18 protein-coding genes are annotated in these 19,177 nt (G+C 47.0%); 17 read left to right on the top strand and 1 reads right to left on the bottom strand.

All coding sequences use genetic code 11. The annotated features are described in order from the left end of the window. Positions 1-387 precede the first annotated feature (387 nt). Positions 388-741, top strand: coding sequence for a hypothetical protein (locus tag PJDR2_RS20860; RefSeq protein WP_015845708.1), 354 nt, complete (start codon positions 388-390; stop codon positions 739-741). Positions 742-810: 69 nt separating this feature from the next. Here PJDR2_RS20860 and PJDR2_RS20855 read toward each other — a convergent pair whose 3' ends face one another. After that, positions 811-1,527: a hypothetical protein gene (locus PJDR2_RS20855; RefSeq protein WP_150106537.1), complete on the bottom strand. Its 717-nt coding sequence runs from the start codon at positions 1,525-1,527 to the stop codon at positions 811-813. A gap of 529 nt (positions 1,528-2,056) precedes the next feature. Between PJDR2_RS20855 and PJDR2_RS20845 the strand changes: the two genes are divergently transcribed. The 16 genes from PJDR2_RS20845 to PJDR2_RS20775 all read left to right on the top strand — a co-directional run bounded on the left by PJDR2_RS20845 (position 2,057) and on the right by PJDR2_RS20775 (position 19,174). Beyond that, on the top strand, positions 2,057-2,485 hold the full coding sequence (locus PJDR2_RS20845) for a hypothetical protein (RefSeq protein ID WP_015845705.1): 429 nt from the start codon (positions 2,057-2,059) through the stop codon (positions 2,483-2,485). A 96-nt stretch (positions 2,486-2,581) separates the two neighbouring features. After that, on the top strand, positions 2,582-4,018 hold the full coding sequence (locus tag PJDR2_RS20840; RefSeq protein ID WP_015845704.1) for a glycosyl hydrolase family 28 protein: 1,437 nt from the start codon (positions 2,582-2,584) through the stop codon (positions 4,016-4,018). Between the two features lie 301 nt (positions 4,019-4,319). Next, positions 4,320-5,447 carry a glycoside hydrolase family 88 protein gene (locus tag PJDR2_RS20835; RefSeq protein ID WP_015845702.1) on the top strand — a complete coding sequence of 376 codons (1,128 nt, stop codon included), beginning with the start codon at positions 4,320-4,322 and terminating at the stop codon, positions 5,445-5,447. Positions 5,448-5,477: 30 nt separating this feature from the next. Next, positions 5,478-6,446 (top strand): ABC transporter permease, encoded by a 969-nt coding sequence (locus PJDR2_RS20830; protein WP_015845701.1) that lies wholly within the window; start codon positions 5,478-5,480, stop codon positions 6,444-6,446. 17 nt (positions 6,447-6,463) lie between these two features. Beyond that, positions 6,464-7,336, top strand: coding sequence for a carbohydrate ABC transporter permease (locus PJDR2_RS20825; RefSeq protein ID WP_015845700.1), 873 nt, complete (start codon positions 6,464-6,466; stop codon positions 7,334-7,336). A 74-nt stretch (positions 7,337-7,410) separates the two neighbouring features. Further along, positions 7,411-9,000: an extracellular solute-binding protein gene (locus tag PJDR2_RS20820; RefSeq protein WP_015845699.1), complete on the top strand. Its 1,590-nt coding sequence runs from the start codon at positions 7,411-7,413 to the stop codon at positions 8,998-9,000. Between the two features lie 94 nt (positions 9,001-9,094). Next, positions 9,095-9,988: a glycoside hydrolase family 43 protein gene (locus tag PJDR2_RS20815; RefSeq protein ID WP_015845698.1), complete on the top strand. Its 894-nt coding sequence runs from the start codon at positions 9,095-9,097 to the stop codon at positions 9,986-9,988. Positions 9,989-10,082: 94 nt separating this feature from the next. Continuing rightward, a complete protein-coding gene (locus PJDR2_RS20810) occupies positions 10,083-11,588 on the top strand; it encodes a response regulator (RefSeq protein WP_015845697.1) in 1,506 nt (501 codons plus the stop codon). Between the two features lie 5 nt (positions 11,589-11,593). Further along, the gene (locus tag PJDR2_RS20805; protein ID WP_015845696.1) at positions 11,594-13,330 is read left to right on the top strand and encodes a cache domain-containing sensor histidine kinase; all 1,737 of its coding nucleotides are present in this window, start codon (positions 11,594-11,596) and stop codon (positions 13,328-13,330) included. Positions 13,331-13,362: 32 nt separating this feature from the next. Further along, positions 13,363-14,898 carry an ABC transporter substrate-binding protein gene (locus PJDR2_RS20800; RefSeq protein ID WP_015845695.1) on the top strand — a complete coding sequence of 512 codons (1,536 nt, stop codon included), beginning with the start codon at positions 13,363-13,365 and terminating at the stop codon, positions 14,896-14,898. A 15-nt stretch (positions 14,899-14,913) separates the two neighbouring features. Then, positions 14,914-15,204, top strand: coding sequence for a hypothetical protein (locus tag PJDR2_RS32955; protein ID WP_150106535.1), 291 nt, complete (start codon positions 14,914-14,916; stop codon positions 15,202-15,204). A 221-nt stretch (positions 15,205-15,425) separates the two neighbouring features. Further along, on the top strand, positions 15,426-15,896 hold the full coding sequence (locus tag PJDR2_RS33865; RefSeq protein WP_015845694.1) for a VanZ family protein: 471 nt from the start codon (positions 15,426-15,428) through the stop codon (positions 15,894-15,896). Positions 15,897-16,068: 172 nt separating this feature from the next. Further along, positions 16,069-16,278, top strand: a complete 210-nt coding sequence (locus tag PJDR2_RS20790; protein WP_049790066.1) for a hypothetical protein — start codon at positions 16,069-16,071, stop codon at positions 16,276-16,278. A 245-nt stretch (positions 16,279-16,523) separates the two neighbouring features. After that, the gene (locus tag PJDR2_RS20785; protein ID WP_150106533.1) at positions 16,524-17,189 is read left to right on the top strand and encodes a hypothetical protein; all 666 of its coding nucleotides are present in this window, start codon (positions 16,524-16,526) and stop codon (positions 17,187-17,189) included. Next, a complete protein-coding gene (locus PJDR2_RS20780) occupies positions 17,186-17,851 on the top strand; it encodes a hypothetical protein (protein WP_015845692.1) in 666 nt (221 codons plus the stop codon). Before PJDR2_RS20785 ends, PJDR2_RS20780 begins: the two co-directional genes overlap by 4 nt. A gap of 207 nt (positions 17,852-18,058) precedes the next feature. Continuing rightward, on the top strand, positions 18,059-19,174 hold the full coding sequence (locus PJDR2_RS20775) for a hypothetical protein (RefSeq protein WP_015845691.1): 1,116 nt from the start codon (positions 18,059-18,061) through the stop codon (positions 19,172-19,174). Positions 19,175-19,177 lie beyond the last annotated feature (3 nt).

Here is a 19,177-nt window from a genome sequence, read left to right as displayed (position 1 = left end):
AATGGTGAAGAGAAGAAGCTTACGCTTGCCGAAACGGACGGCCATGGCAGATGGTTTATGTGGAAGGTGTGAAGGGCCATTGAGACGTTTAAGCTTAATGCAGTGGATCGGAGTCGCATTGTTTGTGTTATCGGCTTTGTGGGCCGGATCGTATTTTGTTTTAATATACGGAATCAACTATTTGGTTAATCAGATTGGTTGTTTCTAACAGGCGCACGGCAAAGTTACCCCCAAAACAGGAGACAAGGGCGAATACTATATTATGCTCGATAGCTGTAGAATAACCGCTTATTTTGTTCCCTACTAGTACTGGAGGGCCATCTTAGAAGATGGTCCTTTTCATTTATGCGGAGGAGTATATATTAGTAATAAGGAGGCTGTCCGAAGATGAAATTTACGGCTGATCGAATACAGAGTTTTTATCAAAAGCAGTACAAGCTCTGCTACATACAATCCTTTAATCTGGTTCGTTCTGAGCATGAACCGGGGATGTTGACAGACAATTTGATCATAACGCTTAGTTCGCTTCCTCTTGGCCAGGATGAGCCCAAATTAATCATTACGTTTGAGGATGTTAAAGATCTGAAAATAGGCAGCTTCCAGGGAGCCTTCCGTTTGGATATCAAAATTCAGGATATTTCATCGGATCAGCTTGAGAATATTAACTTCCGGGTAAAAGAACAAGAGTATGAAGCCTTTGCTTTTGTATGCAGATGCTTTGAATGGGTAAGGACATATTAAAAAGCACCGGTGGTATGGAGTTCCAGTCCATACTACCCGGTGCTTTTTCCAATGAGAAGCTTTTCAGCCTTATCCGGACAAACCAACTAAAAAGGCGGTCAGCGGTGCAATTGCTCCTTGCGTATTTGCTACAACCATCACCATCAATAACAGAGAAAGGGCAACCGTGGCTATTCCGGATAAAAAGTACGTTTTTTCTATGTATCTCCACTTGGCACCCAAAGCTTTAGTCCTTTTTATTAAGGAGTTCCAAAGAAATAAACCAAGTGCAACAAAGATGATGAACAAAACTCCGCAAACTATTGCCTTTGTAGCGTGAAACTCGATACGTGCATTTATTTTCTGCTGAATCATGGCGGGGATATTTTCATTACCTGACCTTATCCATTCCATAAAAGCAAGACGCCATTCATTCTTATAGGATTCTCCATCCGAGATTGCGAATGAATCAATAAACAAGGAAAACCCATGCAGCGGATAAAATGTATTTGTCGCGTTTGCCACAACGATCAAAGCCATTAATAAAGTGATAAACGAGCTTATTATTCCAAAAGAAAAGTATACCTTTTTCTCGAAACTCCATTTGGAATTGCTTATCATAGAGTTTCGTTTGAAATTTGCCCAAAATCTGATGCTAAGCCATGCAAAGAGTATGACCAATAGTCCGCCAAAAATAACGAGTACCGCATGATACTTCGCATAGTTATGGATGACTGCACTCAAAGCAGGATTAGCTTGCGAGCCTGATTCAATAACCTCAGACAGCGCATTTTGCAACTCATTCACAATCAATTTCTCCTTTTCAATAGGTATATGGACGTTTAACATCTGCTTCTCAAGATTACCCAAAGTTGTGCCGATCCACTTCCGACATTTGTCGCTACTTTTACTGGACTTAGGTCGAATTTGATTAGAAACGAAACTATTCGCCTGCTTCCATCGTCTAACAACTAGAATTAATCCCTTATAATGGAATTACCGAACTTAGAGGTGATCGATTATTCAGTTGCAGAGAAGAACGATAGTCAAGCTTGCCGTTAGTGTTGTAATAGTCTTATGGATCATTAGCTTCTTGTCCCCGCAGTTAACGACCCGGAGGTATATGCTGACCAGCTTCCATTTCGGAAGTGTATTTACGTCTAAAATAACCGACAAACATCTCTATGATCATCAATATGGGCATTTGTACGATGTGACTAATTTTAAAGACAGAGTTACCGGTGGCGGAATGAGCGTATTTTACTTGAAAAAGTTTGGACCGTTCTGGATCGTCTCGAGCGTTGGAACGGGACCTTAATGCAAGGGAGGGCTTGTCATGAACATAAGCTTAAAGAGCTGGAAGACACGGTTTATTGCCATATTTGTTATTATTCTTGCAGTCTATATTGGTTTCTATGTCTGGATTCTGCAAAGCGTCAAACATACCGTAACCTCGATCTATATGGACGGGAAAAACGGAATAACGTTAGACGAGTCTTCCGTATCGGATACGGTAAAAACCAAGTTTCTGCAGTTTGTGGATTTCCCGAATCAAAAGCCCGATGACAACATCCAAGTTCAACTAAGCACGGGTCATGTCTTTCATACCTTTACCAAAGGCACGGTATGGGTTCAGTACACGTACGAAGGCGTTGGTCAAAAAGACCGTGCAGCTATGTATGGGGCTTCCCGAATTCCAATTAAGATCAAAGCCAAGCTTGATCATGGAACATGGGTGATCGTCGATAAGGAGGAACAACCATAAGAGCTTTTTTACAAGGAATCTAGCAAAATTGCGATTGTTAGGCGGAATGCCGGCTAAGTAGAATAAATGGAACAACAGATTAGGAGAGTGTTCCGCTTGGCAAAGTCAGCCGTTAACGCAATATCCGTTTATCCGATTCCTAGAGCATTGCCCGTCAATCAAGATTTTGATGTATTTGTACGTATACCTGGCGGGGAGTGGACAGAGGTTGGGGCCTTGCTCGTTAAAGTCGATATGCATCACGTCAGGGAGGCTTCTCTGGTTAAGTTCGACTACAGCGGTGAAGTCGAAGTAAAAGTTATCTGCAACAGGGAGCCAGTGAAGGATGTCGTAATCCGTCCGCTTTCCACCGGCATACATGCCGAAGTCATTGACGAACGTACCATACAGTTCCGCTTATCGAGGCCCCAGAAGCTGTCGGTTGAAATAAACGGCGATCGGTTCCATAACCTTCATTTGTTTGCAAAAGAGCTCGAGAAGCTGCGTCCCGATTCGTCGGATCCCGGCGTTGCTTGCATTCATCCCGGTATTCATCGGATTGACGTATTGCAAGAGAAGCTGGCGGACAACCGCTATCATACGCTTTATTTCACGGCGGGTCTTCATCATATTGAACAAGTTATCGTTAACGTTCCCTCGGGCAAGAGGATTTACATCGAGGGAGGAGCTTACGTAGCGGGATCTTTTGTCTGCGACAAGGTGGAAAATGTGCAAATCTCTGGCCACGGCATTCTGTACTTGGCGGAGTTCGGCCGCTTCTCATCTTTCCGCGGTGTCCGGATCATGTACTCGCGGAATATTTCCGTGTCCGGCATTACCGTTGTAGATCCGCCGCATTACAGCATTTATTTGGGGCAGTCGCAGCAAATTCGCATTTCCGACTTCGAGTCATTCAGCACACGAGGCTGGTCCGATGGTATCGATATGATGTCCTGCTGCGACGTTGAGATCAATCATGTCTTTATGCGGAATTCCGATGACTGTATTGCCATTTACGGACACCGATGGGGTTACTACGGCGATACGCGCAACATTAACGTGAAGAATTCAACGTTATGGGCAGACGTGGCGCATCCAACCAACATTGGTACCCACGGCGATTATGAAGCCGACGGCACGTTGATTGAGAATATTATCTTCGAAAATATCGATATCCTGGAGCATCATGAACCCCAGGATAATTACCAAGGCTGCTTGTCCATTAATGCCGGAGACAAAAATACGGTGCGTAACGTGACCTACCGCAATATCCGGATTGAACCGTTCAAACTCGGCAGAATCATCGATATCCGGGTAGTCTGGAACCCGGATTACAATCCGGTTCCGGGCAATCGCATCGAGCAAATCACGTTCGACGGCATCTACTACAACGGCAGCGACGATGCCATCTCCCGAATAAGCGGCTTCGACGATTCTCGCTGCGTCGACGGAGTAACCATCCATAACCTCTACATCAACGACCGTAAGGTCGCCGATGTCTCCTCCGGTAACCTCGAGCTAGGAGAACATGTCAACAATCTCACTTTTAGTTAAGTTTTTATTGTATTTAATGGCTGTACGGTGCAAAGACCGTACAGCCATTTTTATGGGCACACAAAGCCAAACGGAGCAATTGAATGATTCTGAAGAAGCGTCAGCGCCCGCCTTTGCTCTGGGATTCCAACCTTATAAAAAACTATTCAAGGAATACCAGAGCAACAGCGATCGAAGAACATTCAATTGCGCAGTTTGAAGCGAAAATTACAAGGAATCTTGTAATTTTATGATATTTTCGTTTTTTTAACGCGCTTACAATTTAATTAGCAAGTCAACGACAGAGAGTAGGAGAATGAACATGGCGAAAGACGAGGTTCAGCAGTGGATCAGCAGCGCATGGGACAAAATCGAGCGTAAAATGTCCGCCCAATGCGATCGGATCGGCGAGCGGATTCCATATGTGCCGGATGGCGGCGTATACCGCGAGGATATGGGCGAGAGCGATATTTTCTGGTGGACGAACGGGTTCTGGCCCGGCATGCTGTGGCACATGTACCAAGCAACCAAGGAAGACAAATATAAAGCCGCTGCCGAAGGCGTGGAACGCAGACTAGACGCGGCGTTTGACGGATTTAACGGCTTGCATCACGATGTTGGTTTTATGTGGCTGCATTCCGCAGTCGCAAACTACCGGTTTACCGGAAGCGAGAGATCGAAGATCCGCGGGATGCATGCGGCGAACCTGCTGGCGGGAAGATACAACCCGCGCGGCAAATTCATCCGGGCCTGGAATGATGACTGCACGGGTTGGATCATTATTGACAGCATGATGAACATTCCGCTGCTTTATTGGGCAAGTAAGGAAACAAACGATCCCCGATTCTCTTATATAGCAATGGACCATGCCGATACGGTGCTCCGGCAGGCGGTTCGGGAAGACGGATCCTGCAATCATATTGCGATTTTGGATCCGGAGAATGGCGAGTTAATCGAAGCGCCGGGCGGCCAAGGTTTTGCAAGCGGTTCCTCTTGGTCGAGAGGCCAATCCTGGGCCCTTTACGGTTTTGCCCTAAGCTACCGCTATACCAAGGATGAACGCTACCTGCATGCGGCGAAGCGGATCGCGCATTATTTTATTGCCAACGTATCCACAACAGGGTTTGTTCCGCTCGTAGATTTCCGGTCGCCGAAGGAGCCGGTGAAGTGGGATACAACGGCAGGGGTATGCGCAGCATGCGGTCTTCTGGAGCTGGCGGATGCACTCCCGGAGCTCGAACGTGATTTATACCGGAATGCCGCGATTAACATCCTTCGTGCGACAGATGAACGCTTCTGCAATTGGAACGTTAACGAGGATTCGATCGTGAACGGCGGAACGGCTGCTTATCATGGAGAGCGGCATGCGGAAGTCCCGATCATTTACGGCGATTATTTCTTTATCGAAGCATTGCTTCGCTTGAACAATAAGCATGTGCTCCTGTGGTAGAGAGAAGCGAAGAGAAAGGAGCAAGTGAGGATGGAAAAAGCACATGCCGTTCGTTTTGAAAGCGTCAACATCCCTGGAAAGCAATCCGCTATAAAACGCACTTGGAAAGAGTACAAAAAAAGCAGATATCTGCTCCTTATGCTGCTGCCGGTGCTGGTCTGGTACGCCATCTTTTGCTACGGGCCGATGTACGGCATTCTGATTGCCTTTAAGGATTATAGTCCGGTGCTCGGAACCTGGGACAGTCCATGGAATAAATTTGCCTACTTTGATTACTTGTTTAACCAGTCGCCTGAGTTCCCGAGAATTCTAAAAAACACGATTATCATCAGCGGGCTGAATATTGTTTGCGGATTTCCGGCGCCTATTATTCTTGCGCTCTTGCTTAACGAACTGCGGATCAGCTGGTTCAAGAAAATCGCGCAATCGATCTCGTATTTGCCGCATTTCTTCTCGTGGGTTGTTTTGTCCGGTATCGTTTTCCTGATGCTGTCGCCTTCCACGGGGCCGGTCAATTACATCCTTGGCTGGTTCGGAATAGATCCGATCTACTTTCTCGGGGACACCAGATACTTCCGCTTTAGCCTTGTGATCACGAACATCTGGAAGGAAGTAGGCTGGGGAACCATCGTCTACCTGGCGGCACTGTCGGGAATTGACCAGACCTTGTACGAAGCAGCCCGGATGGATGGGGCGAACCGCTGGAAGCAGACCTGGCATGTGACGCTGCCTTCCATGCTTCCGATTATATCGATCATGTTTATCCTCTCGCTTGGCGGCATACTGAATGCGGGCTTTGATCAGATCTACAACTTGTATAGCCCGGCCGTATTCGAGGTTGGGGATGTTATCGACACCTACGTTTACCGTCAGGGGATCGTGAACTTCCAGATGGGATTAACAACGGCGGTGGGCTTATTCAAAAATATCGTCGGGATCACGCTGGTCCTCGGGACGAATTATATCGTGAAAAAGATGGGACAGGAAGGCGTTCTGTAAGGAGGGAGTATGTCGGTATGAAAATGACTGCCGGAGAGAAAGTATTTCAAGTATTTCTGCTTCTGTTTATTTTATTGCTTTGCGTAATAGCCATCTATCCTTTCATTCATATTGCATCGGTCTCCTTCAGCGCGCCTAAGGAAGCCGGCCGTTTCGGATTCCACTGGTTTCCGAGGGATGTCGATCTGTTCTCCTGGAAGCAGCTGCTAACGCAAAAGAAAATCTGGATCGGCATGCGCAATACAACGCTGCGTACGGTCCTTGGCACGTTGCTTACGCTGATTGCCATGGCGCTGGCTGCCTATCCGCTGTCCCGCAAGCATCTGCCTCACCGCAGCTTTTATACGATGATCATCGTCTTTACGATGTTCTTCAGCGGAGGACTCATTCCGACTTATCTATTGATCAAAGATTTGCATCTGCTGAATAACTTCTGGGTATACATTTTGCCGGGACTTATTCCAACCTTCTCGATGCTGATAATGCGCAACTTCTTTATGACCATCCCGGTTGAAGTCGAAGAATCGGCCAAAATCGACGGTGCCAACGACATGAGGATACTTTGGAGCATCGTTCTTCCACTGTCTAAGCCGGTTCTTGCAACATTGGGGTTATGGGCAGCCGTAGCGAACTGGAACGCTTGGTTTGATGCCATCATCTATGTCACGGATACGGACTTGAAGACGATTCAATTCTTCCTGAGGGAGGTTGTTGTCACGAGTGCGGACGCCGAAATTTTTGGCCGGGTTACGGGGGCGGCTAATCTTCAGTATGAAACTTCGATCAAAGCGGCAACCGTCATCTTTGCGGTTGTGCCCATTCTTGTCGTCTATCCGTTCCTGCAGAAGTATTTCGTCAAAGGGACGATGGTTGGGTCTCTGAAAGGTTAATAGAGCTTGGTTTATCCGGGGGACAGTCTCCGTTTAAATAATCGTTTATTCCATGTAAAGGGGAGCAAAAAAAGATGAAGCATGGCAAAAAGGTAATTCTGGCATCCGTATTGGCAATGTCCCTTACGGCGGCAGGCTGCAGCGGCAATTCCAATAACAACCCGAATAGCAGCGCAACAAATGCATCCCAAACTAACGATGCAAAAGGTAACAGCGGCGCAGAAAAAGAATCGCCCATCGAAATCTCGATCGGCTCGACCTGGAATATCCCGTCTGCAGACGGAAATCCGACCCAGAAGTATCTGGAAGAGAAATACAACGTGAAACTCATCAACATGAATTTGACGGATGAAAGCTTTAAGCTGAAGCTCGCTTCCAACGAGATTCCGGATATTTTCCCGGGTACGCTGCAGGAAGCGGATATGGCGAACTATGCGAAACAAGGCATTATCGCAAGTATCTCGACTGACGAGATCAAGCAATATATGCCCAAATATTCGGCAGACATCGATCAGGTCGACACGGCGGCATGGGGAATTGCCATGGTTGACGGCAAAAACTACGGGGTGCCGAGAATTTGGCTGAACGGACGTTATGGCTTTATTCCTACTTATAACGGGGCATGGCTGAACAAGATTGGTTATACCGAAGCTCCAAAAACGCTGGAAGAATACGAGGATGTCCTGACGAAGTTCAGGAACGATGATCCGGACGGCAACGGCAAGAAGGATACGTACGGCATGACGGGCCGCGGCAAATCCGCAAGAAACCAGCTGTTTAACGAAGTATTCGCCGCGTATGGCGTTAACCCTTATCAGTTCATGGCGGCGGCAGACGGTACGGTAACTTGGGGCGGGATTACCGATCAGGCGAAGGAAGCCGTGAAGAAGATTAATCAATGGTACAAATCGGACCTGATTGATCCGGAATTCCTTACGGATGACCAGGATCAGATCAACACCAAATGGAACAGCCAGAAAATCGGCATTAAAGACAACTACATGTACCACCATTTATTCGGCCAGCTGGAGCAGGACAAAGCAAACGGCTTCCCTGTCGCATACGGTAAAGGTCTGATTGGTCCTGCCGGCAAGTCTTACGTTATGTCGAACGGTCCGCTGCAGACTCCTCTCATGTTCGGCAAGCAGCTGGAGAAGGATGACAAGAAGCGGATCAAGATCCTGCAAATGCTTGAAGATCTTGCGACCAACGACGAAGTGTACCTCAGAACGACATACGGAGAAGAAGGCAAATCGTACGATTTGGTAGACGGCGTTCCGGTATGGAAAAAAGAATATCTGGATACGCCGCAGCTTCAGAACGACCTTGGCACGGGCGGATTTTATAACCCGTTTGTAGACCGCTCGCTCTCCAACGCAAAGTTCCAGATGCCTGCCGACAAGCAAGCGTTCTCGGATAAGCTGAATGCCGGCAATGAAAAAATTTCCGACCTGCTTGGACCAACTCCGCTGGAGTCGAAGACCAAATACTTGGCGAACCTGAATACGCTTGAGGATTCGTTCTATTCTAAGGTTATGGTTACGAAAGGCGATGTGGAGAAGGAATTTGAATCCTTCAAATCGGAATGGCTGAAGGCAGGCGGTCAGGAAATGCTGGACGAGGCAACCAAAGTTTATCAAGAGCGTCAAGCCGCATTGAAATAATAAGGCAAGGAAGGCTTCTGAACGAATTCAGAGGTCTTCCTTTTTTGGCAGCTGGCATGATGCGACAAATCTCTGAAGATAGAAGGTTGATCAAGTGGCGGATAATTATGCGGGTTATTTGTTTGCCTATTTCAAAGGCAATGAAACAGCAGAAGAAGAGCAGGTATACTTTGCGCTTAGCAAAGGAAACGATGCGCTGCATTGGCATGAGCTTAACGGAGGCCGGCCCATCCTGACCTCGTATCTAGGGGAATGCGGAGTACGGGATCCGTATTTGGCGAGATCGCCGCAAGGGGATAAATTTTACCTTGTCGCAACGGATTTGAGTATTTACCGGAATCCGGGCTGGAACCGGGCGGTTACCTCAGGAAGCCGGTCGATTATGGTCTGGCATTCGTATGATCTTGTGCATTGGTCGGATCAGCGGATGGCTGAGGTTGCACCCGAGGACGCAGGCTGCGCCTGGGCGCCTGAAATTTTCTATGATGCAGGCTGTCAGCAATATAAAGTATTCTGGGCATCAATCGGAAGCGGAAGGTACCACCGGATGATGGTTGCGGAAACGAAGGATTTTGTCCATTTCGGCAAACCAAAGGTGTATATGGATTACGGCTATTCCGTGCTTGACGCAACCTTGATCGAGCATAAGGGATTAATTTACCGGTTTGCGAAAGGCAAAAACATCATCCAGGAAGTAGGAACAGGCTTTGAGCATGACAAGTATAAGATGATTCATCAGCAGGTTGAGCAGGATTTTATGGTCCGCGGAGAAGGCCCTATCATTTTTAAATCCAATGTCGAAGAGAAGTGGTATCTCTTTATTGACGAGTTCGGCTTTCGGGGATATATCCCGCTTGTAACGTCCGATCTCGGCTCCGGCAACTGGCAAATCCCCGCTCATTATACGCTGCCCGGGCAGCCGCGTCATGGCTCGGTTATCCCTGTCACGTTAATGGAGTACGATAGACTGCTGCAAGTATATGGATAGGAGAACCTTCTATTTATCTTTGCCTTGATATCATATAAAATTTAATAGAATTGCAAGCGTTATCATTACGGGTGAAAGCGGGGCGGGATGAGTCATGCGGATCTTGATTGCAGATGACGATGATTACACCCGGGAGGGCTTAAGCGAGACAATCGATTTCGAGAAATTTGGCATACGGGAAGTGTTTCTCGCAAGTGACGGGGCCGAAGCATTGCGGCTCGCTTCGCTGAAGAAGCCGGATATCGTCCTGACGGATATCCGCATGCCCAAGCTGAACGGGATCGAATTTGCCGAGAAGCTCGCCGAGACTTCTCCGGGATGCCAGTTATTATTTATGAGCGGGTATATGGACGTGGAATATCTCAGAAGCGCGATTAAGCTGTCCGCCGTTGAATATATCGAGAAGCCTCTTAAGCTTGGGGAAGTGGAGCAGGCAATCATGAAATCGGTCCGCACCATTCAGAGCAAGCAGAAGCAAACGGCCGTTTTGAATCAGAAGAATGAATTAGAGCGGCAAAGATTGGCAGGCCTGCTGCGGGAGAATGGCGCTAATCTTGAAACGGTTAATGAGTTATGCCAGGAAACGGGTTTTCCGATGGGCAAACGTTATGTCGGAATGTTGGTGTCATGCCGGAAGGAAGAAGAGGGCAGCAGAGCTGATCTCGACCTCATTAATCGCTACTGGAGCAGTAATGGCGTAATGGTCATCGGGGAGCAGCTAGACCGTTACCGCTGCTTTGTTGTTGCGGCTTATGACAAGCAGGACTATAAGCGGATTCATTATTTGGCGGACTTATTCGTGAGAAAACATGAGGCGTATAGCCTTGGAATAGGAGAGCCGGCAACTGGGCTGGAGCTGCTTCCCGCTAGTTATCAATCGGCCTGCCGGGCTTCGGAACGATCCTTCTACGATCCGCGGCGCAGATTCTATCAGCCGCAGGAGAAGGGGCAGAGCCATGCCGTACTTGCCAACCTGCTGCCGGAATTTTATAAACAGAAGGAAGAAAATCCGGAGCAGCTGCCGGAGTGGGTGGATGCCTCGTGCAAGCAATTAAGAGAGCAGGAATACGCGGACTGTGCCCGGATTATCGCGTTGTTCGAGACGGCGGCGTTAGCGTTAGTAGGAGGCAGCAAGAAGCTGCTTATCGGACTGGAGAGCGAATACGGCATTCAGGATGTCGAAGAAGCATTGCGGAATTGCCGAACTCTGGAACAAGTAGAACGGACGATGAACATCATCTGCTCGGCCTATTTGGAAGAGGTGCAGGAGACCTCGCCTTATTCGCGGCTTGTGCAGGATGTGCTTCAATATATTGCGGCTCATTATCAGAATCCGGATCTGGATCTGCGGACGATTGCCGACCATATGCATCTGTCCACCGCGCATTTGGGGATGTTGTTCAAGCAGGAGACCGGCGTATCAATGAAGCAATATATCAGTGATTACCGCATCGGACTGGCGAAGAAGCTGGTTATGAGCGAGCATTACAAAATGAATACCATTGCCGAGCTGTGCGGCTACGCCAGCGCGAGCTACTTCGCCAAAGTATTTAAGGCTTCAACCGATTTGTCGCCACTTGAATACAGAAAGAAGACCTGATCCGGATGAACCTTATTCATTCTGTCAACGACATGCCTTTACGCAAAAAGATTATCATTTTATTCGCCTTTATCGGGATTGTCCCTCTTATTATTACGTTTTTTATCTCCTATGGGGAGATCCGCAAGCTGGTTGTGAACGGGCAAAATTACGCCGAGAACCAGAGCTACGAGCAGACGTTGACTACGTTAACCCGCAAGCTGGAGCATATTGAGGAATTGTCCTCTATGCTGATCGTTAACAAGGATATGGAGGCGATTCTCGCCAAGGGTTCGGCCCGGATGAGCGTCGCCGACCAGATTGAAGTCTACGGCAATATCGTGGATTATACGCAGATCATGGTGTCCAGCTCGGACATCGACAACATCGTATATTATGTGGATGATAACTATGCTTTTACCGGCGTAGATACGTTGTTCCGGCGGATGAACAGTATTCGGGAGCTGGATTGGGCGCGGAAGGTGATCGAGAATAAAGGCGGTCCTACCTGGACGTTGAACAAAGATATCGATACCCGCACGGGCCAGTCCTATCTTTCCTTGAACAAGCTGCTCTGGAATCCGGAAGACTATACCTCCGCGATTGGGATTGTCTCGCTCAACCTGGAGCTTAAGCAGATCCAGCAAAGCTTGACCAAATCCAATCCGGAGCAGCTTGTTTATGTAGAGACGGCAGCAGGCGAGCTTGTGGCGCACAGCGGCGAGAAGGAGCTGGAGACCATGCGGCTGGATAAGCCGTTTGACAGCAAGGGCTCTTATGTGAATGTCTCGCTGGCACACGGGTCTTATATGGCGAGAGGCCAGGAGATCGGGGATACCAATCTGTATCTGATGTCCGTTATTTCGCACCGCGCCGCCACGGAGAGCATTAATCAAATCAAATATCAGATGGTGATGGTCTATGTGATCATCTGTCTCATCTTGTTGTTGTTTATTTTCCCTGTGGCCAAATCGATTACCCGCAGAATTTATCTGCTGATGAACAAGATGAGCCAGGTTCGTCAAGGCCGCCTGAACGAGCTGGATATCCGGCCAAGCAAAGACGAGGTCGGCCAGCTGATATTAAGCTACAATTACATGATTAACAGCGTGCAGGAGCTGATGGTCGAGCAGTACAAATTAGGCCAGGAAAAGACGCAGGCCGAGCTGAAGGCGCTCCAGTCCCAGATTAATCCTCATTTTTTGTACAATACGCTGGATATGCTGAACTGGATGGCGCAGAAGGAAGAGCGGGACAACATTCAGCAGATCATTTATGCTTTATCCGATTATTACAAGCTGATTCTAAACAAAGGGAATGATTTTGTTACCGTTAAGGATGAGCTGCGGTTAAGCTCGATCTATATGGAGATTCAGAAGAAACGGTTTAAGAACCGGGTCCAGCTTGAAGTAGAGGTTGAAGAATCGGTGATGGACTGCATGCTGCCGAAAATTACGATTCAGCCGCTTGTGGAGAACGCGATCCTTCACGGGATTTCGGAAAACCCCGGCGGCCGAGGCACGATCCGGATTACAGGCTATAGAGACCAGGATCGGCTGATGATCGCAATCTGCGACGATGGCGTTGGTATGCCGGAAGAGGGAAGCGGCGAGGAGCGAAGGCATCGCGGGAGCGGTTATGGCCTCAGCAATATTAGGAAGCGGCTGGATTTGTATTTTGGCCAAACGGCCGAGCTGCAGCTTCATAGTACACCAGGCGAGGGAACCTGCGTAACGATTAACGTTCCGGTTACTCACCGATAGCGAGGCAATGGATGTAAGGGGGATGAGGAAAGATGCGGTTGTTTCGAATAGTGCCGGCTTTGCTGACGATCCCCGCGGTACTCAGCGGATGTATGGGGCAGGACAAGAAGGCCCCCGATGCGGCAGAAGTAACGGAAGCAATAAAGCCGGTTATTCAGTTAAACGCGATCACGATGGGAAATCCGCCGGCAAGCGGAATGGATTCTTTTTATAAGCAGCTTGATGAATTAACGATCCGGGATTTCGGAGCTACGGTCCGCTTTGATTTTATCCCCTGGGATGAGGAGAAAAGCAATATCGGCATGGCGATTGCCTCGAAGAAATACGATTTCTACGTAGGTGGTTCGTGGTCGGATTTCAAGTCCTTTGCGGCCAAAAACGCGTTTGTTGATCTGACTCCGATACTCAGCGAGGTGCCGGCACTGGTTGAGCATTACAAAGGGATGCTGGAGCAGATGAAGATCGACGGCAAGCTGTACGGCATTCCGCAGCTGAACGTGCCGGGAGCCGGCCGTGAAGGGATGTTCTATCGCGAGGATCTGAGGAAAAAGTGGCAGCTGCCCGAGATTAAAGATTTTTCTGCCATGGAGCAATATTTGTATAAGGCAAAAGAGGAATTCCCGGATACGCCAATGATTATCGACAAGCGTTACAGCGATAACCTATGGCTTGCTCTGACAGGAGACAAGTATTATTCCGTTGCCGAGTTTGCGGTAGCGCCCATTAATGATCCGTACAAGGTCATCAGCATGTTTGATACGCCGGAATATAAGATGATGGCGACAAAAGCCAAAGAGTGGTATGACGCAGGTATTGTGGATCATGATATTCTTGGCGCTCAAGAAAACGAAACGACCAAAACATTGGCTTTAATGAAGGAAAATAAGAAGCCGCTGGAGTTTAATAACCATTTTGGCGCGGTTAGCAATTCGTATATCTCGGCTTTAAAAGCTGCGTATCCGGACCAGGAGTACGGCTGGATCGATTACAAGTTTGATATGTTCCCGAACACGTTGTTTTTACCGAATACCTCGGCGAATACAACAACGCAGATTTCAATTGGATCCAACTCCCAGCATCCGGATATCGCGCTCAAAATATTGGAGAAGGCCCATACCGATCAAACGTACTATAACCTTTTGGTATACGGCGTAGAAGGCGAGAATTACAAGCTGCAGGGCGGCAGGATCTCTTACGACGGGATTAAGGAAGAGAATAAGAAGCAGGCATGGACGGGTGTTATAGACGGCTATATGAATGTTCCCGTCCGTTATCCGCAGGAGTGGCAGACGATTGTAGACAAGCTGACCGTTACGGAAGGCCCTAGGCTGGCCGAAAAGAATGGCGCCGACCCGTACCAGAATTTTCTGTTCGATACGTCTTCCTTATTCGATGAGCTGTCGAATCTGGAGACGGTTCAGGAGCAATACATCCAGCCGCTGAATCTAGGAATCAGCAAGGACATAGACAGTGACTTGGCCACGCTGAAGCAGAAGCTGAGGGAAGCGGGCATTGACCGTTATATGAAGGTGTTGCAGGAACAGTTGGATCAGATCGAGAAAAAATAGAGGTGATAGTTAGATTTGAAGAAAAGATTACGGAAAAAACAACATATGAAGTACCTAGAGAACATTGTATTTGAAATCAGTGTAGAGTCTTCGTGGAGAGAATTGCTTTTCCGCTTACCTTTTTATAATAGTTTATTAATTGATCAATACTCGGCAGGGCTTAGTGATGATTTGGTTCAAGAGATTAGATTAAAAAACTTAAGATATCGTGTTTCAGTGATACCGCATCATGAGGCTAAAGGATGGGAAGATTGGGATCCGACATTAGTATATTTTAGATTTGAAGCAGATGAATGTTCCTTCTGAATAAAATTACACATTAAGCAGCCGGCAATCGGCTGCTTTTTTTGTTGGCAGATAGGATCGGAATACGTAACTTTTATAGCCTAGTAATCGTTTAGAAGTACGTGGAAAAAATTAGGTTATAAAAAACGGGTTAATGAGGAGATCTATTAGGATTTGATATTCTTATAATTGCTGTTCCTGCAACGCTGCTTTACATCCTTATAAGAATAGGTTTATGGAAAGTGTTTAGAATCAACTTGATTCGAGAGGTTCTTCATGTATCTTTTGTTTTGTATGCGTCCTCTGTCGTATTTATGGTATGGCTTTATTATGCGGCTCAAACCGAATATATTTTGTATAATTATATTCCTTTTAAGACCATTATCGAGTACCTCCAGGATTTCCCTTCCAGCACGGCGATTAAAAATATTATAGGAAATCTCATCATTTGCATGCCGTTTGGTTTTTACTATTACTTTAACATCAGGGTCATACCTAAAATCAACATAGCCGTTTATGCTTTCGCTATTCCGCTCATTATTGAATCCGGACAATTGTTCATGTATTTCATTAATCTAGGAATGAGAGCGGTTGATATTGATGACGTCCTCTTAAATAGCGCGGGCATTCTATTAGGATATTGCATAACGGGAAGTCTTTTTCAAAAGAAAAAGCGTTCTGCTAAATCTACTCAAATATTATTGAACGAATAATAGAGCAGTCTGCCAGCCGGCAGACTGCTCTATTTACTTTTGAGTGATAAATTTTATGCTACAATCGTACCGTGGAGGAAATACATAGAAAAGGTTTTCTGGGAGTGTTGGGATTGGCAGGCTATTTATTCGTCTCCTGTCTACGGAAGCTGTTAGTTCGCTTGCGCTTTATATGAGCAAGGTTGTGACCTTCCAGGAGCTTGGGGCTCTTCCGTTTGAATTGATTGTGCAAGGCGTTATTGTCGGCAGCTCTCTCATGCTTGGCACGTTTGTTGCCAAAAGAATGGTGCAGCGCATGAGTATGGCCTCATTCCGCTATGTGCTGGACGTTCTCCTTTTGTGTTCAGGAGTTTCGATGCTATGGACTGCACTCACTCTTTAGTTTCTTTCTATAAGTAAGCAGGAATACTTATCCAGCTGTCGAATTGGAGACATTCGACCTACATTTGAACATATAGGATGGTTGCGAAGTTGAAAGATACACCTCAGATGACAAGCAAAGAAAGTCAAAAGTCATATCGCCACTGGATCATAGGCATACTATTGCTTCTCATTCCCTTTTCTGTAGCCATTTATGCTTATTGGCCCCAGTACTATAGCTTCACGACAACGGGCGAGATCGTTCCGATGCAAGAGATCGATGTCAAAGGCAGCGTTAACTTCGTGTATGTCCAAGAGGGCGTTACGCGTAATCGTTATGAGAAGTATTCCGTTGGCCTTCGCGATTCGGAAGCCGAATTTACTAAAGTTGATTCCTCGGCTGAAAACGATCTAAGCGCAATGCTGGACTTTGAAGAAGATATGCGTAACGAGACGATCCATTATGCCATAGATTCGGCTTCCGAAATGATCACTGCCCCGCTCGAGCAAGACCAGCGAGATGAACGGCTTCAGCAGTTAATTGAAGAAACCTCGAATTATTATGGGGATTCTATCGGCCTTATGCTGGGGGTTGGGCTTGTGGAAGAAGCGATGCAGGAAGATTTTTCTCAAGACGGTAAGATTATTATCGCGGGCACGGGAACGCTTGAAGAAGATCATACAGTTGGCTCCGTTGGCGCTATCCGCGATAAGCTGCGAACGGCCGAAGCGGCAGGTACGGATATTTTCTTCGTTCCCAAGGATAAGGAGACGTTTATGTATCCGGGACTCAGCAACGAGGAAGAAGCCCAGTTTACCTCGAAGAAACTGCATTTGAAACTCCAGCTTGTTCCGGTTGCGACATTAGATGAAGCTATTTCCTATTTGCGGCAGTTACCTAATCCTTATCTCCGGAGTGTGAACCAACCTTGAAATTGAAGTCAGAGACTTTATCGAACGTTCTGAAAATACTCCTGTGGGTGCTTGCCGGATTAGCCTGTGCGGATCTCGTCAGCACCATTGTGTATGCAGTAAATTTGAATGCTTTCTCCACTTATATTTATGAATTTTACGGCTTCATTGAGATTGTATCCTCTGTTCTGTATTATATTGCTGCGGTTATCTATCTTATCTGGATTTATTGCGTCCATCTCGATATGAAGGCGCTCTTTCCAAGCTTCGCCCGGTCGCCGGGAAAATCGCTCGCGTGCATCCTGATCCCCGTCTACAACTTATTCGGGATTCCTTCTATTTACCGAATGATTGGACGATGGTATCTGGAAGATACGGACGGCGCTAAGAAGGAAGGGCGCTGGATCTGCGGCTTGGCATTGCCGCTTCTTCTATTCATGATGCTCTCAAACGGACTTGGCCGATATGTTAACCAAGCCGACGAGCTCAGCGGATCGATGATTCTTATCCTGAGTTTTGTCACGCTAATCCTTTACATGATTTTTTTGATCCTCTGCATCCAAGTATCGCGCGGTTTGCATTTTGCGCGTCTAGAGGTCTTCTCAAGGCAATCCGCAGATGCTAATGTGGACGGCTTTGAAGCAAGCTCAGTGGGGCAGCCAACCGCAACTCATCAGCTATAATCTTGAACAGCAAATTACAAGCCAAGTACCACCCTCGGGTACTTGGCTTGTTTTGCTGTTGAGGAAATTCCAGTACACTCGCGCCGGGATTTATAAAAATTCATTTATATGTTTTATACCCGGAATGGGGTTCCTGAATTTGGTAGTATAGGATTGTAACGTGAATTGTATAAATCTTATGCTAATGGAAGACTAGGAGGGGATCTTATGGTTGATGTTTTTGCTGTCGCCGATATTATTGTTGAGCATATTAAAACTCATTACTCGGAAGATATTTCGATTGTCGGATATTACGGATCTTATTTGCAGGGGCGAGCAACGGAACGTTCCGATTTGGATTTCTTCTTTATTCCGGCAACGGACAAAGGGAGACAAGCAGAGTGCCAGTTTATAATCGAAGGCATAAGCTTTGATTTTTGGCCAATCGGATGGGATCGCGCTGAAAGAATGGCAGCATCGGAGGAATGGAACACAACGATTATAGCGGACTGCCAGCTATTGTATGTTCGTTCAGAGGATGATCTTGCTAGATTCGTCGCGCTTCGAGATAGGATATCCGGAATGGGAAGCGAATCCAACGCATGCTTTATGGTTAATAAAGCAGAATCCGTTATTAAGGAATGCCTTGTCGGATTGGCTAATTTGCGGATCTTCGCAGACTCCAAAGATCTGTCCTATTCCCGGATTCAAGCTCAAGAGATAACCGGAAATATTTTCAAGTCTCTTGGCTTCTTGAACCAAATCTACTATAAGCGAAGCTGGGGCCACTATCGTGAGCAAGTCAGAGATCTCAAGGTAAAGCCGGAACAACTAGATCAATACCTGGATACGATTATGTTCAGCCATAGTCCGGATGAAATCTTATTGGCGTGCGAGGAAATGACTGCAGATACCATTCGTGTTACATCGGAGAAAAGAAACAGTCTGGAAGAGAAGCGCTCTTACAAAGAACGTATGAAGGGATACTACGAAGAGGAAAGGGGGATGATGAACAAGCTGTTGACCGCATGCGAAAAAGGCCATTACGAAACCGCTTTTTTTGTTGCTGCGGGTTTGCAAGACGGACTCGCCCGAATAATGTACGCGGCGGAAAAAGGACGCTGGCCCGGTCTTGTTGACATAGGGGACTATCGGGAGTATTACGTTCGTTATGGATATCCGGATCTTGTCTCGTTGCTGGATCCAACTAATTTCGAACCGTTGCGGTTAGCCGTGTTGCAGCTTATCGTTAAGCTGGAGAAGCATCTCATAGCGGAGGGCGTAGCCTTAAACCGCTTTGACTCCGTTGTTGAATTCGAAGCATTTTATAACAATAAATTATAAAAA

The organism is Paenibacillus sp. JDR-2 (genome assembly GCF_000023585.1).
Lineage (GTDB): Bacteria > Bacillota > Bacilli > Paenibacillales > Paenibacillaceae > Pristimantibacillus.
The sequence above is the reverse complement of the archived record's forward strand: the minus strand, read 5'-3'. Positions and strand labels throughout refer to the sequence as shown.

Coding starts and splice junctions, on each gene's coding strand:
- PJDR2_RS20860 (WP_015845708.1), top strand. CDS start 388: ATGAAATTTACGGCTGATCGAATACAGAGTTTTTATCAAAAGCAGTAC.
- PJDR2_RS20845 (WP_015845705.1), top strand. CDS start 2,057: ATGAACATAAGCTTAAAGAGCTGGAAGACACGGTTTATTGCCATATTT.
- PJDR2_RS20835 (WP_015845702.1), top strand. CDS start 4,320: ATGGCGAAAGACGAGGTTCAGCAGTGGATCAGCAGCGCATGGGACAAA.
- PJDR2_RS20830 (WP_015845701.1), top strand. CDS start 5,478: ATGGAAAAAGCACATGCCGTTCGTTTTGAAAGCGTCAACATCCCTGGA.
- PJDR2_RS20825 (WP_015845700.1), top strand. CDS start 6,464: ATGAAAATGACTGCCGGAGAGAAAGTATTTCAAGTATTTCTGCTTCTG.
- PJDR2_RS20820 (WP_015845699.1), top strand. CDS start 7,411: ATGAAGCATGGCAAAAAGGTAATTCTGGCATCCGTATTGGCAATGTCC.
- PJDR2_RS20810 (WP_015845697.1), top strand. CDS start 10,083: ATGCGGATCTTGATTGCAGATGACGATGATTACACCCGGGAGGGCTTA.
- PJDR2_RS20805 (WP_015845696.1), top strand. CDS start 11,594: ATGAACCTTATTCATTCTGTCAACGACATGCCTTTACGCAAAAAGATT.
- PJDR2_RS20800 (WP_015845695.1), top strand. CDS start 13,363: ATGCGGTTGTTTCGAATAGTGCCGGCTTTGCTGACGATCCCCGCGGTA.
- PJDR2_RS20790 (WP_049790066.1), top strand. CDS start 16,069: ATGAGCAAGGTTGTGACCTTCCAGGAGCTTGGGGCTCTTCCGTTTGAA.
- PJDR2_RS20785 (WP_150106533.1), top strand. CDS start 16,524: ATGCAAGAGATCGATGTCAAAGGCAGCGTTAACTTCGTGTATGTCCAA.
- PJDR2_RS20775 (WP_015845691.1), top strand. CDS start 18,059: ATGGTTGATGTTTTTGCTGTCGCCGATATTATTGTTGAGCATATTAAA.